Origin of the sequence: Pseudomonas sp. S35 (assembly GCF_009866765.1) — a bacterium.
Taxonomy (GTDB): Bacteria; Pseudomonadota; Gammaproteobacteria; order Pseudomonadales; family Pseudomonadaceae; genus Aquipseudomonas.
Window position 1 is genome coordinate 2,800,880 of the sequence record NZ_CP019431.1, and the last position, 14,284, is coordinate 2,815,163.

The 14,284-nt window shown below is 60.8% G+C and carries 11 protein-coding genes; all 11 read left to right on the top strand.

The features are described 5' to 3' along the window. The first annotated feature begins 172 nt into the window (after positions 1-172). From PspS35_RS12555 to PspS35_RS12605, 11 genes are read left to right on the top strand one after another with little or no spacing between them, the layout of a single operon-like run. On the top strand, positions 173-679 hold the full coding sequence (locus tag PspS35_RS12555; protein WP_159938037.1) for a DUF3304 domain-containing protein: 507 nt from the start codon (positions 173-175) through the stop codon (positions 677-679). Continuing rightward, positions 667-3,012: a DUF2235 domain-containing protein gene (locus PspS35_RS12560; RefSeq protein WP_159934896.1), complete on the top strand. Its 2,346-nt coding sequence runs from the start codon at positions 667-669 to the stop codon at positions 3,010-3,012. Before PspS35_RS12555 ends, PspS35_RS12560 begins: the two co-directional genes overlap by 13 nt. Continuing rightward, entirely contained in the window at positions 3,012-3,275 is a 264-nt protein-coding gene (locus tag PspS35_RS12565) for a PAAR domain-containing protein (RefSeq protein ID WP_159934898.1), read from the top strand. The genes PspS35_RS12560 and PspS35_RS12565 overlap by 1 nt, the downstream gene beginning before the upstream one ends. Then, positions 3,272-4,399 (top strand): hypothetical protein, encoded by a 1,128-nt coding sequence (locus PspS35_RS12570; RefSeq protein WP_238786037.1) that lies wholly within the window; start codon positions 3,272-3,274, stop codon positions 4,397-4,399. The genes PspS35_RS12565 and PspS35_RS12570 overlap by 4 nt, the downstream gene beginning before the upstream one ends. After that, positions 4,386-7,754 (top strand): ImcF-related family protein, encoded by a 3,369-nt coding sequence (locus PspS35_RS12575; RefSeq protein ID WP_238786038.1) that lies wholly within the window; start codon positions 4,386-4,388, stop codon positions 7,752-7,754. Before PspS35_RS12570 ends, PspS35_RS12575 begins: the two co-directional genes overlap by 14 nt. Continuing rightward, on the top strand, positions 7,751-9,337 hold the full coding sequence (gene tssA / locus PspS35_RS12580) for a type VI secretion system protein TssA (RefSeq protein ID WP_159934900.1): 1,587 nt from the start codon (positions 7,751-7,753) through the stop codon (positions 9,335-9,337). The genes PspS35_RS12575 and tssA overlap by 4 nt, the downstream gene beginning before the upstream one ends. Positions 9,338-9,361: 24 nt before the next feature. Beyond that, positions 9,362-11,131 (top strand): type VI secretion system baseplate subunit TssF, encoded by a 1,770-nt coding sequence (tssF, locus tag PspS35_RS12585; RefSeq protein ID WP_159934902.1) that lies wholly within the window; start codon positions 9,362-9,364, stop codon positions 11,129-11,131. Continuing rightward, positions 11,095-12,192 (top strand): type VI secretion system baseplate subunit TssG, encoded by a 1,098-nt coding sequence (gene tssG / locus PspS35_RS12590; protein WP_159934904.1) that lies wholly within the window; start codon positions 11,095-11,097, stop codon positions 12,190-12,192. The genes tssF and tssG overlap by 37 nt, the downstream gene beginning before the upstream one ends. After that, positions 12,173-12,709: a type VI secretion system lipoprotein TssJ gene (gene tssJ / locus PspS35_RS12595; protein WP_159934906.1), complete on the top strand. Its 537-nt coding sequence runs from the start codon at positions 12,173-12,175 to the stop codon at positions 12,707-12,709. The genes tssG and tssJ overlap by 20 nt, the downstream gene beginning before the upstream one ends. 3 nt (positions 12,710-12,712) lie before the next feature. Continuing rightward, positions 12,713-13,153, top strand: a complete 441-nt coding sequence (tssE, locus tag PspS35_RS12600; RefSeq protein ID WP_159934908.1) for a type VI secretion system baseplate subunit TssE — start codon at positions 12,713-12,715, stop codon at positions 13,151-13,153. A gap of 22 nt (positions 13,154-13,175) precedes the next feature. Then, positions 13,176-14,267, top strand: coding sequence for an OmpA family protein (locus PspS35_RS12605; RefSeq protein WP_159934910.1), 1,092 nt, complete (start codon positions 13,176-13,178; stop codon positions 14,265-14,267). Positions 14,268-14,284: the final 17 nt, after the last annotated feature.

Genomic DNA, 14,284 nt, shown 5'->3' on the forward strand with positions numbered 1-14,284 from the left:
TCAATTCGATTGTAAGAAGTGGTTTTTCTGGTTGGCGGTGGTGCCTAAGGAGTGTAGATGATGAAGGTTTGTGTTGTTTTGTAGAGAGCATGAAAAGAATTTTTTGCTAGAGGGCTTTTTCATGGCGTTTGCGTTGGATTTAGAGGGTGGCAGATTAGTAAGGCTAATGATTATGAAGGTTATAAGACTGGGTGTGTACGCCTTTTTTGGACTGGCGTTGTTTGGATGTTCTTCTGCCGATAATGAAATGGCGGGAGGGAATATACGGGCAGTTAACCACACGTTGGGCGCAATTAATTGGTTTTCGGTCAATGGCTATAGGGCGCATGGTGGTGGTGGAAGTTCATGCTGCATTGTTATGCCGATTAAATGGCGGCCTGGGTTAAAAGCCTATGTCGAGTGGGAGGTTGATCCGGATCCTTTTGCATATTCAAAATGGCCCCCGTTAGGAACGGATGGTTATCGAGCCGCTCAAGCTAAACACAAAGATAATTATCGACGCAATAAAGTTGTAGTTGATATTCCTGAGTGGTCGGGTACTGAGTCTTGTGGTTTAAAAGTGCATTTTTTGGTTTGTAATCAGATTAAAGTCACAACTTCTTGTTGGGGTTATGGTTCACCGAAAAACCCAATTAAAGAACCTAAGCAAATGAAGGAGCCCTCTATATGTCCACAATAAAAAAAGAGCCCAATAGTAGTGTTTGGGTTCCTCCTGGTTTTCCATTGGGTGGCCGTTTTCCGACGAGAATGCTGGTCGTGTCTGATAACTACGAGAAGCAAACTCGTGAGGAAAATTTTTTTCGTCAAGGTGTTAATGCAAGAGGTCAAAGGCGACATTCTGAATGCTGTCATAGCTTGCATATTAGTCTTTTTTTTGATGGTACTAATAATAATGATGAAAACGATACCAAGAAAAATCATCCGAGCAATATCGCCAAGCTCTATCACGCATCAATTCAAGATGATGAGGCCATGATGTCAGGTTATTTTTCTTATTACATGCCAGGTGTCGGCACCCCTTTTCCCGAAATTGGCGAGTTGGACTACAGCGAAAGCGGGCTTCAATATGCCACAGGTGGTGAAGATCGCATCAATTGGGCATTGGTGCAGGTAGCCAGCGCACTGTCATTTGCACTTAACAATAAAAAAGAAATAGATAACGCCGTTGCCAAAACCATGGTCGACGCCATGAGCACTTGGAAGGCTCCGCTGATGAGTGCGCTGGGGCGGGGTAATCGCCGACGGACGATAAACAGTTTTTTAGCCACGTTGCAGGGCAAAACGGAATTGGCCAAGCCTCGCGTGCTGGGCGTCAAACTGTTTGTGTACGGCTTCTCACGGGGAGCAGCCGAAGCCCGTACCTTTGTGACCTGGTTGAGCCAGTTGTTCGACACCCCGCCTGGAGCAACGCAGCCCGATCAAAGCCTGATCGGTTTGCCCGTCAGCGTCGAGTTTCTCGGCGTACTGGACACCGTGGCCTCGGTGGGCATTGCCCATGCGGCACCTTTTTTTGCCGGGCATATGGATTGGGCTGATGACAGCCAGTTGCTGCCGGATGCGCAGCGTTTTCCGAAGTTGGTCAAGTGTTGTCGGCATTTTGTCGCGGGCTTTGAACAGCGCTCGTGTTTCCCGTTGGACTCTATCCGTAACGAGGACGGTAGCTACCCGGAAAATACTTATGAAGTGGTCTACCCAGGCGTACATTCTGACGTGGGCGGCGGATACCCGAAGAATGATCAGGGTAAAGCCCGTGGCGGTACCCAACAGTTGGTTTCTCAGATTGTCCTACATGATTTGTATGCCGCTGCTTTTGCGGTGGGTGCGCCGTTGCAGGTACCTGAGGCCGTATTGCCGAAGACGCTGCTTACTCAGCGGCTATGGCGCGTTATGTCTGAGGCGACTAATACGGAATTTGATATCAGCCCTCTCATAATCGAACGCTTCAACGCCTGGCGAAACAAAACCCTCCCAAGCATCGCTGCCGAAAAATCAACCAACACCCCCCCGTGGGAGTACACCCCGCAACGTCTCAACACCACTGTAGAAGAAACCCTGGCCGATCAACTGGGTTGGATCACGGGCTGGCGCATTGGTCGTTATGTCAATGACGAGCAAGATGACAACGACAGTTTCAAGCGCCAGCCATTCTTCACCCAGGCCAACGAGGCGACGCCTTACCGGCAAAATGAGGACCGCAAGCAATATGAAAAAAACAAGGTAAACGCTGCGAAAGCACGCGTGACTAACCCTCAGTTCCCCGGCCCACCGATCTATGAACCCCAGATCGATCAGACCCAGCTCAGCCAGGCTGCGGCTGAGTTCAAGTCTGATTACCTGGGCAGGAAACGTGAGCAAACCAGCCTGGCCGGTACCGTCACCGATGTGTGGCTGCGCGATGCGGTCTATCTGCTCAATGAGGATGATGAAACCAAGGATCACGCGGCCCTCAGCGCGGAGGGCAAGCGCCGCAGTGAGCAGCTGTTCCGTGACAGCCAAGGCACGCCCAGTGCTGATCCCGATATGGCCTTGCTGGTGGCGTTGTTCGATGATCAGGTACACGACTCACGTGCATGGTTCATGTACGACACACTGAAAACCCGGGAGATGTGGGCGGGTTACTTCTTTTATCGCATGACCTATTTCGGCAACGACAACAGTCGGGATCTCTCGCCAGTGGTGGTGGCCGGCCGGGTGCTGGGTGTGGCGATGCTGGCCGGAGCGACGGTATACGGCATCAAGCGAAAAGGCGTGGCGGGTGGGCTGGGTGGGTTGGCTGTCGGTATCGGCGGGGCGACCATCGGTTATCAGGTCATCGACAAGGCACGCGGCGTGGTGCTGCCGTTCTTGCCGGGCGCCGAGCAACTCCTGCAACCGACCGCCCATGTGGGTCAGGTGGCGGCCGAGCTCAAACGCCAGATTGCACAGGATGATTACCTGCAACGCATCGAGCAGACCAGCGCCATGTTGCGCAAGGCCGGCAGTTTGTTCGAGCTCGATGGCGGGGTGGTCTGATGCTGCCTCTCATACGCGTGGGTGACGCGCTGCAGCCCTTTGGCGGCGAAGTCCTGGAGGGGCATTACGAAGCCTTCGGTAAACCGGTGGCCTGCGTGGATGATCAAGCCCGCTGCAATCTGCATGGCATGACGCGCATCGCCGAAGGCGCTTCAGGTTCCACCATGGACGGCAGACCGGTGGCGCTGCACGGTCATCGTTGTGCCTGTGGTTGCGAGTTAGTCAGCAGCCTAGCGGCCAGCTTGATGACGGTTGCGCCATGAACCGTCCTCCTGAATATCCGGATTTTATCGAGCCGAGCGAGCCGCGCTGGCGCCGCTGGTGGCTGGGGTTCGGGCTGCTGTTTGGGTTGCAATCGGCGGTCCTGTTGATCCTGTGGCCCAACGAGCAGCGGAACCTGGAACGTTGGCTTTGGAGCGCGGTGCTGCCGCTGGGTTGGGCACTGTTGTTGGCGCTGCGCGTACTGGTGCGGCAGATCGAACTGTTCAACCGCAAGGTGTACTTGCGCACACGGCAAGCGGCTGCCGAGGTGTGGTGGCGGCGACGTTGCCTGGGGTTGCCGGTGCAGGATGTGGTGTTGCTGGGGCCGGCAGGCGACGTGCAAACGCATTACCTGAGCATGATGAAAGACGTCCCGCTGGCTATCCCTTGCTCGATACCCGGTACCACGCAGCCCCTGCTGCGCTGCCCCTTGTCGTTGAGCGTGATCACCGAACGTGAGACGGCGCTGGCGCGGCATCTCGCGCGTTTAACCTTGGCGCTTCCGGACCGGTCCGAATGTTGGCCGCAGCTTCGGGCGATTGCCTGGGTAGGGGATGAGAGCAGCCATGCCGCGTTCGTGGAGACGTTGGCCCGTGCGGAAGTGGCATTGCCTGAGGCGCGTTTGCCCTTGCACAACCTGGCCGACCTGGATGACCTGATCGATACCTTCTACCGCGATTTTCGTGGCGAGGACGACTGGCTGTTGTGCGCCGGTGTGGTGTCGGTGGCGCACGCCGAAGAGGGAGATCTACCAGGGGAGGCGGGTTTTGCCTGGCGGGTAAGTTGGCAGGGGCGGCAGTTGTTGCATCGCGGTGAATACCTGGCAAGCGAGTCGCCCGCCGAGGTGTGCGCGCAGGTGCAGCGTTATGCGGCGTTGGATGCACCGCCGACTCATTGCCTGGCCTTGGATAGCACCAGCCAGCAAGGATTTTTGGCTGGCGGCTGGTCGGCGGTCGAGCATCAGTTGGCTGGGCAATGGGGCGTGCTGGCGGATTTGACGCCGTTTATCGGGATGTCCCTGGCATTGCTGCAAGCCGGGGAGGCTGGTCAGCCATGTGGTTGGCTGAGCCAGGATGGAACCAAGCGATTAGCGATGGGAGTGGCGATGCCTTATGGCAAACGTTAAGGACGTTGGAAAAGGCTCTTTGGTACGCGTGGGATTGGGCTATGTGCTGATCATGACGCTGCTGGTGCTGCTGGGAGCCCTGCTGTATGGCCTGTGCAGCGATTACTTGGGCTGGCCGAAGGTTTCGATCAAGCAGTTGGCGCTGTTGAGCCTGGGGGTGTGGTTCGCACTCTGCTGGTTGTGTCCGGTCATTCTGCTGGCGTGGGACCGTTTGGCGGTTCGCCAGGCACTGCGGATGGTAAGCCTGGCCGTTGAAGTGCCGACCCAGCCATTGGGCCCGGAATCGAAATCGCCAGATGCGCCAGATGCGCCAGAGGTGGGCAAGCTGCGTACCCATTTGCGCCATCGCAACGGCCTCTTCTGGCGCCCCAAAACCCGCCTATTGCTGGTCATCGGCGAACCCACAAAAATCGAAGCCGTCGCCCCAACCCTGACCAAGCGCTTCTGGCTGGAAGGCCAACGCACCGTTCTGCTCTGGGGCGGCAGTGCCCAGGCGGCGTTGGATCAATCATTCCCCGAGCGCTGGGAGGGTCTGAGCCGCGGGCGTGCGCTGGACGGGGTGGTCTGGGCGCTGGACAAAACCCAGGCCGCCGACGATGCGGCGATGGGCGCGGGTGTGCGTCAGTTGCAACGCCTGGCCAAACGCCTTGGCTGGCAATTGCCGTTGTACCTGTGGCAGGTCTGCGACAGCCAATGGCTTCAGGCCGGGCGCAAGACGCAGCCGGTCGGCTGCCATTTGCCTGCTCGCTTTACGCCGGCGATGCTGGAAAATGCGCTGGCGCGTCTAGTTGCGCCGTTGCGCCGCGAGGGCCTGGCGCAGATGAGCGAGGTCATGAACCATGACTTCCTGCTGCGCTTGTCGCGGGATATGCAGGGCGAGGGCATTGGCCGTTGGCGTCACACCCTGACGCCCCTGGCCGGCGAGTTGGCCGCGGGTGTGCCGTTGCGTGGGGTGTGGTTCAGTCTGCCGGTGTTGCCGATCAACAACATGCCCGAACATTTCTGGCCGGTGGATGCCGCCTGGCAGGGTGTTCTCGATGACAAGCCCCTCAACCACCGTCGATTCGGCTGGAGCGCGCCGCGAATCGGGTATGCGCTGGCCCTCGGCGTGGCCATGCTGTGGAGCGCAGGGCTGCTGTTGTCTTTTATCAGCAACCGCGCGCAGATCCAGCAGGTGCAAGCCTCAATTGAGGCCTTGCAGCACGCTTGCGATGCTGATGAACAGCTCTTGGCCCTTAACGAACTGGTCCGCGAATTGGCGCGTTTGGATGATCGCGTTCAACACGGTGCGCCGTGGTATCAGCGTTTCGGTCTGAATCAAAACCCCGCGCTGCTGGCAACGCTGTGGCCACGCTACGTCGAGGCCAACAACCGCCTGATCCGCGACCCGGCCGCCGCCGCTCTTCGTCAGCAGCTCAACGGGCTGGTCAAGCTAGCCCCGGACAACCCCGAACGTGCCGTGCGCGCCCGTGAGGCCTACGACCCGCTCAAGGCCTACCTGATGATGGCGCGTCCGGACAAAACTGATGCCGATCTGTTGGTCAAAACCCTGGGCAACGTTGAGTCCTCCCGCCCAGGTGTTAAGCCAGGTGTTTGGCATACCCAGTCGCCCACGCTTTGGCGATTCTACGCCGAGCACCTGGCCGCCAACCCAGCCTGGCGCATCGAGCCTGACACGCGGCTGGTCGCGCATGCGCGGCAGATCCTGCTGGGCCAACTGGGCCAGCGCAATGCCGAGGCCAACCTGTACCAACAGTTGCTCAATGACACCACCACTCACTATCCGGCCCTGGACCTGCACCAACTGGTCGGCGACACCGATGCCTTCGCGCTGTTCTCCACCGATGCCAGCGTGCCTGGCGTCTTTTCCCGGCAGGCCTGGGAGGGCCAGGTGCGCAGAGCGATCGATGACATCGCCGACGCCCGCCGTGAGGAAATCGACTGGGTCCTCAGCGATCAACCCGCCGACATCGACACCCGATTGAGCCCCGACCAGCTTCGCAAAAGGCTAACCGAGCGCTACTTCCAGGACTACGCCAGCGCTTGGCTGGACCTGCTCAACAGTCTGCGCTGGCAGCCGGCCGCGAGCCTTGACGAGTCCATCGACCAGTTGACGCTGATGAGCGATGTGCGCCAATCGCCGCTGATTGCGCTGATCAATACCGTGGCCTATCAAGCGCAGGCTGGCACTCGCACCGAGGCCTTGGCTGACTCCCTGGTGGCATCCGCACACAAGCTGATCGGCCAGGACAAGGTTGCGGTGCACGAAATCAAGGGCCCGCTGGTGGCGACCTTCGGCCCGTTGTTGGCACTGCTGGATAAGAACAACACGGACGGCCTGAGCCTCCAGGCATTCCTCACCCAAGTGACGCGAGTGCGCTTAAAACTCCAGCAAGTCAGCACCGCACCCGATCCGCTGGAGATGACCCAGGCCCTGGCGCAAACCGTGTTTCAAGGCCGCCGTGTTGAGCTGACCGACACCCAAGCCTACGGCAGCCTGCTGGCCGCCAGCCTGGGCGCGCAGTGGAGCGGGGCGGCGCAGACGCTGTTCGTGCAGCCGCTGGAACAGGCCTGGCAGCGGGTCTTGCAACCGTCCGCCGCCGGCCTGAACAGCCAGTGGCAGCGCTCCATCGTCAAACCGTGGAACGCGGCCTTCGCCAGCCGCTACCCGTTTGCAGCCACGGCCAGCGACGCCTCGTTGCCGATGCTGGGGCAGATGATCCGCGCGGACTCCGGGCGCATCGAGCAGTTTCTGCAACGGCAACTGAGCGGTGTATTGCGCAAGGAGGGCAGCCAGTGGGTCGCCGATCCACACCACAGCCAGGGCCTGCGTTTCAACCCGCAATTTCTCGGCGCCATCAACCAGCTCAGCAACCTTGCCGATGTGCTCTACACCGACGGCGGCATGGGCCTGAGTTTCGAGCTGCAAGGCAAAGCCGTGCGTGATGTGGTGCAGACCACGTTCATCCTCAACGGCGACCGGCATCAGTATTTCAACCAGAAGGAAAGCTGGCAGCGTTTTCAATGGCCGGGCCACAGCGACTATCCCGGCGTAAGCCTGAGCTGGACCAGTGTGCATGCCGGTGAGCGATTGTTCGGCGATTACCCCGGTACCTGGGGCCTGATCCGCTGGCTGGAAAACGCCCACGTCGCGCCGCTGGACGACGCTGACAGCCGCTATCGCCTGCTGCTCAAGGCGCCCGATGGCGTAAGCCTGACGTGGCACCTGCGCACCGAGTTGGAAGCAGGGCCGCTGGCGTTGCTCAAGTTAAGAGGCTTCAAATTGCCTGCGCAGATATTTCTCAGCGAGCCCGACAGCCAGGCAGCCTACGCACAAAACGGGAGTTTCCCATGAGCCTGCGCACCTTGATCACCCGCTGCCTGGGCACCCGCGATGCACTCTGCGTTGCCCACGAACATGCCGGCCACTGGCAACCCTGGTTGCAACCGATCAGCGCCGAGTTTCCCGTCGGCAAAGACCCTGGTTATGACGATGACTTCCAACGCATGCGCGAGGAAGTCAGCAAGCTCTCCGGTGCCGATGCCGGGCAGGTTGCCCAACTGGCGCAAAAGCTACTGCATCACAGCTGCAAAGACCTGCGCGTTGCCACTTACTACCTGTGGGCGCGCTTGCACAAGGAGGGCGAAGTCGGGTTGGCCGATGGCCTCAGCCTGTTGGCGGCGTTGATTGAGCGCTTTGCCGACGCGGTGTTGCCGACCCGCCCTCAAAGCCGCAAGATGGCCCTGGAATGGCTGGCCAGCAGCAAGGTGCTGGACACACTGCTGCTGTACCCGGAGGTGGTCAAGGCCGAAGCCGAGCGCACCGCTGCGGCGCTTGCCTGGCTTGAGCATGGCTTGCATACGTGGCCTCAGGCGCAGCGGCCGAACCTGGAACCGATGTATAGCGCCTTGTCCGCGCGGCTGGCACAGTCCGGCGGGACGGAGGCACTGGTGCCGCAGAACACCGCCAGCCACGTGTCATCCGTGCAAGCCAATGCCTCGCCCGGCATGCCGATCAAATCCGGTCGCGACCTGCTGGACAGCGGTCGGGCTCTGGCTGGCTACCTGCGTGAGCAACCCTTGGGATGGCTGGCAGCTCACCGTCTGATGAAGAGCCTGCGCTGGGACACGGTACATCAGCCGCCGCCTCAAGAGGCGAACAACCACACGCGCCTGACACCGCCGAGAGGGGACTATCGGGCACAGCTCAAGCGTTTGTACTTGCAACAGAATTGGGCCGAGTTGATCGATCAGGTCGAGCGGATTTACGCCGAAGGAGTGAACCATTTCTGGCTGGATCTGCAGTGGTACCTGTATCAGGCCTTGAGCAAGCAAGCTGCGCCCCAGGATCGCTGGGCCGATATCACCAAGCATGACTTGGGCATGTTCCTCGAACGCCTGCCGGGGCTTGAGGTGTTGTGTTGGAGCGACGGCAGCCCCTTCGCCGACGAAACCACCCGCGAATGGATTGCCCAGCACGTCAGCGGCAACCAACCCCAGCAGTGGCTGCCCGTCACGTCGGTGGCTGCTGCGGCAGGCGACGGCGACGTTCTGTCGCTCGAAGGCGAGGCCATCGCCCAAGCTGACAGTGACGGCGTGGATCAGGCGCTCGCCTGGCTGGCTGCGCGCCCTGGTATCCACACCGGTCGCCAGCGCTGGCTGCTACGCCTGCTGATGGCGCGGGTCGCCGAACAGTATGGCAAGAGCGACTTGGCCATCCACCTACTCGGGGAGCTGGACGCCACCGCGCAACGCCAGGCCCTGGCCGAATGGGAGCCCGAGCTGAATTTCGAGGTCAAGGCGCGCCTGCTCAAGCTCTTGCGCGTGAAAGCCCAGCGCAACGACGCCGACAAACCCAGCTTGGCGCGGCGCATGGAAACCTTGCTGGCGGCACTGGTGGCCATCGACCCGGTACGCGCCGCAGTGCTCTGCGGCTAACCCTCATACACCAGGAGTTTTTCTGTGAGCATGGACAATCTGACGCTGCACTACTTCGACGCCGAAATGCGCTACTTGCGCGAGGCCGGCAAGGAGTTCGCGCAGGCATTCCCGGATCGGGCCGCGCAGCTTAACCTCGACAAACCGGGCGCGCAGGACCCGTATGTGGAGCGGCTGTTCGAAGGCTTCGCGTTCCTGATGGGGCGCTTGCGCGAGAAACTCGACGATGACCTGCCGGAGCTGACCGAAGGGTTGGTGAGCCTGCTATGGCCGCATTACCTGCGCACCATTCCATCGCTGTCGGTGGTCGAGTTGGTGCCGGAACTGGCACTGATGAAAAGCAGCGAGTTGATCGCCCAGGGTTTCGAAGTGCTGTCGCAACCCATCGGGCCACAACGCACCCGTTGCCGTTACACCACCACCCAGGACTTGACCCTGCGACCACTGGCACTCGTCTCGGTCGGGCGGGGTTTTGAGCCGGACGGTCGCTCGGTGTTGCGCCTGCGTTTTGCCTGCGGGGCGTTGACCGACTGGAGCCAGATCGACCTCAGCCGGCTGCCTCTGTACCTGAACGCCGATGCGCCCCTGGCCAGTGCGTTGCATCAGGCACTGACCCTCAACACCCAGGCGTTGTATGTACGCTGGGCCGGCCACACCGAGCGCCAGCCCTTCACCGGTTACTTTACGCCCAAGGGTTTTGCTGAAGAGGACCGGCTGTGGCCCAAGGGCGACAGCGCCTTCAGCGGCTATCAGCTATTGCTGGAGTATTTCAGCTTCCGCGAAAAATTCATGTTCGTAACCCTGTGTGGGTTGGAGCAGTTGCAGCTTGCCCCCGACACCGAGTGGTTCGAACTTGAGGTGGTGTTGCGTGAACCCTGGCCTACGACTTTCGACCTAACCCGCGAGCATATCCGCCTGCACGCCGTGCCGGTGATCAACCTGTTCCCGCTGGAGGCCGACCCGCTGACCCTGGCGCCGCTGCAAGCCGAGTACCTGCTGCGCCCCATGCGCTTGCAGGATGGCCATATGGAGATCTATTCAGTGGACCGCGTGACCGCATCGAGAAACGGCGAGCGCCAGGACTACGTGCCGTTCACCAGCTTTCGCCACAAGGGCGGCCTGCTGCGCGATGAGGCGCCTGAGCGCTATTTCCACACGCGTCTGAAGCGCGCGGCGAATGGCCTGCACGACACCTGGTTGGTCCTGGGGGGCGAAGGCTTCGACAAAGACCGAGTGCTTGAGCAGGAAACCCTGTCGTTGCGCCTGACTGGTACTCACGGCCAGTTACCGCGCAAGGCGCTGCAAAGCACGATGCTCGATACCGCGGTGCAGTCCACTCAAGCCGCTGTGCGCGTGCGCAACCTGTGTGCGCCGACCTTGCCCTGCTACCCGCCGAATCGTGACCGATTTCACTGGCGGGTGCTTAGCCACCTGGGCTCGAACTTCCTGCCGATGCTGAGCAATGCCGAGGTGCTCAGGGGGACGCTTGCGCTCTATGACTGGACTGACAGCGAGCTGAACCGTCGTCGCCTGGCCGCGATTGTCGAGGTCAGCCATCACCTGGTCCAGCGTTTCGAAAAAGGCTTTTTGCTGCGCGGGGTCGATATCGAAATCACCCTGGATGCCCATGGCTTTTCAGGGGAGGGCGACATCAGCCTGTTCGGCGAAATGCTCAACCGTTTCTTTGCCCTGTATGCCGACATTCATGTGTACACCCAGCTCACGCTGATTCTGCAACCTACTGGAAAGTGCCTGCGATGGAACGAGAACCACAGTCAGCGTATACCCGGTTGAAAGCCGTTGGTTTGCTGGACGCCCTGCAGCCGAAAGTGACCGAGGCCAATCTGTACCGGTTTTGCCAGTTGTTGGAGCAGGCGTTACCGGGGCATCCGCCGTTGGGCAGCACTGCGCACCCCGCCGACGACGCCGTGCGCTTTCGGCCTGATCCGGGCATGGGGTTTGCGGCCAGCGAGTTGAAGGCGATCGAAACCGATGAGGTTCGCCCGGAGCACCCGGCGACGGTACGCACCCGCTTGCTCGGTTTGTATGGGGTCGACTCGCCGATGCCGACGGTGTTTCTGGATGACATTGCGCAGCGTCGCGAAGGGCACGCAGCGCTGCAAGCGTTCCTGGATATGTTCAATCATCGGCTGTTCACCCAGCACTACCGGATCTGGCGCAAATACTCCTACCCGGCAACATTCGAAGCCGGGGGCACCGATGCGACGTCGCAATGCTTGTTGGGCCTGATCGGCCTGGGCATTCCCGGCACTGCGCGGCAGATCGCTACGCCGGTCTCGCGTTTCCTGGCCTTGCTCAGTGTGATGCGCCTGCCCACGCGCAATGCCGAGGGCATCATTGCATTGGTCAAGTTGCTGGCCCCCGAGACCCTGGCGCAGGTGACTGCGCATTGGCCGCAGCGCATTGCATTGGCGCACCCGGCCAGCCTTTCCCGGCACCGTCCGGTGAGCTTGTCCCAGGGCATGCCGCTGGGCAGCGTCGGCCAGGACGCCAACAGCCAATTACGCCTGCTGCTCTATACCGCTGACCCCCTGCAAGCCCGTGGCTGGCTGCCCGATGGCGATTTTTACTGCGATTTGCAGGTGCTGCTACGTGTCTACCTGGGATGGCGGTGCACGGTGAAATTGCAGCTGTCGCTGCCGGTGCAGAGCCTGCCTGCAGCGGTATTGGGGCAAGCGCAGATCCGGCTCGGCATGACCGGTGTCCTTGGTTGGGGCGGTGATGCCTGGCCGGCGCCAACCGACGACAACCTCACGATCAACCTCGGCCACTACCAGGGCCTTTCGATTAACCCCCGCAACAGGGAGACGCAGCATGTCGCGTACCGTTTTTAAGTTATTGATGCTGGCGGTCACTGCGCTGGCGCTCACGGGTTGTGGTTTGGCCCAGACCGTTTCGGATGGCACGGCATCCACTGCCAGGGCTATCTTCTACAAGCAGATCAAAACCCTGCACCTGGATTTCAGCGCGCGCGCAGCGCTGAACACCCAGCCCAGCGACATGGGGGCGTTGTCGGTGCCGACCTTGATACGGGTTTACCAACTGCGCGACAACAAGGCGGTGGAACTGGCCACCTACGACGGGTTACTGGGTAATGACGATCAACTGCTGGCGAGCGCATTGTTGGACAAACGCTCGGTAGTGCTGAGGCCGGAGGAGGGGGCGCAACTGAACGTGCCGATGCACGAAGATGCACAGTTCGTCACCGTGGTGGCTTTGTTCCGCAACCCCGATACCCGGCTCAACACGTGGCGCCTGACGTTGGCGCGCGACGACCTGGAGCCGGATCGGGCGCGGGTGATCGAGCTGGGAGATAGCCGCCTGACGCTACGGCCCTTGGTGAAGGACTGAGCCATGACCGAGCACAACCCTTCGCTCTACGAAATGCTGCTGCAAAACTTCGAGGGAGAGCTAGAACTGCATCGCGTCAGCGAGGAGGACCAGCACACCCTGTCCGTGCTGGACAACGTGCAACGCATCCTTAACAGCCGCGCGGGTGCGCTCAGCCATCTGCCGGATTACGGGCTGCCGGACATGGGCCTGATCCTGCAAGGGTTGCCCGCCACCGCCCATGGATTGATCAGCACCATGACCGCCACTTTGCTCAGGTACGAACCGCGTCTGGCGGCGGTGGTGATCGAACTGCTGCCCCAGACGCTGCCGGGGCATCTGGAATATGCCCTGGACATGCAATTGAAAGAGGGGCCGCGCGTGAACTTCGGCACCACCCTGGGTCCCGAGGGCAAAGTGTTGGTGCGTCACTTGAAGCGCCAGCAGTACCTGTCCAGGCCTTGAGCGATAACGCAAGGGAAATGCGATGACGACAGTGTTTGAGATGCGTATTCAAGTCGGTGGTGACCCGCGCAGTTTCAGCGAATTTACGGCCTTGCGCGATGAGTTGGCCAAGCTCAGCCATCCTGCCTGCCCGGATGTGGACTGGGTGAAGGTCGAACAGTGGTGCTTGAGGCTGTTCGAGCAGAACGGCGCAGACCTGCAGACCGCGTGCTGTTACGCCCTGGCGTGCGCCCAGCGCCAGGGCGTGGAGGGGATGGCCCAGGGCATTGCGCTTATTGAGGCGTTGGTCGGCGAGTGGTCAAGGGTATGGCCGCCAATGGCGTCCTCCCGGCTCGATTTGTTGGGGTGGCTGTTCGATCAACTGCACGTGCTGCTGCGGCGCACGACAATCACGACCTACAGTGCGCCTGCCTTGGCTCACCTACACACCGGGCTGGGCCGGCTGCAGCCTAGCGGGTTGCCGCTCCATCCGTTGCGGGGGCTCCAGGCGTTGCGTCAACAGGTCGGCCTGCGCTTGGAACAGCTCGGTTCTTCCAGCCAAACGCTGCCGCCGAGGCAGATGGTTACGGCATTGATGGCGCCTGTCGTGATCCTGCCGCCGCCTGAAGCGCCACCGCGGCGGCATCCCATAGTGCCCTGGCTGTTGGCCTCGGGGCTTCTCGCTGCCTTGTTTGCCGGGTTCGCTTGGCGCGCGTGGCTGATGGTTCCTGAGCCTCAAACCGTGCTGCCCGAACCGGTGCGACTGGACAGCCTGTCGCTGTTCGATACGGGCAGCGCAACGCTAAAACCGGACTCCACCAAGGTGTTGGTCAAGGCCTTGGTCGGCATCAAAGCCCAGCCGGGCTGGCTGATCGTGATTGCCGGGCATACCGACGCAACCGGCCCTGTCGAGCAGAACCTGGCGCTGTCACACGCCCGTGCGTCTGCTGTACGTGACTGGATGCAACGCATGGGGAGCATTGCCGACAGTTGCTTTGCCGTGCAGGGCTTCGCGGCCAGTCAGCCAATCGCCAGCAATGGCACAGAGGAGGGGCGCGCCGCCAACCGTCGTGTCGATATTCATCTAGTGCCGCAGGTGGGGGCCTGCGAAGAGGTCACGTCGACGCTGGAATAAAGTGAACCAACCCTCCA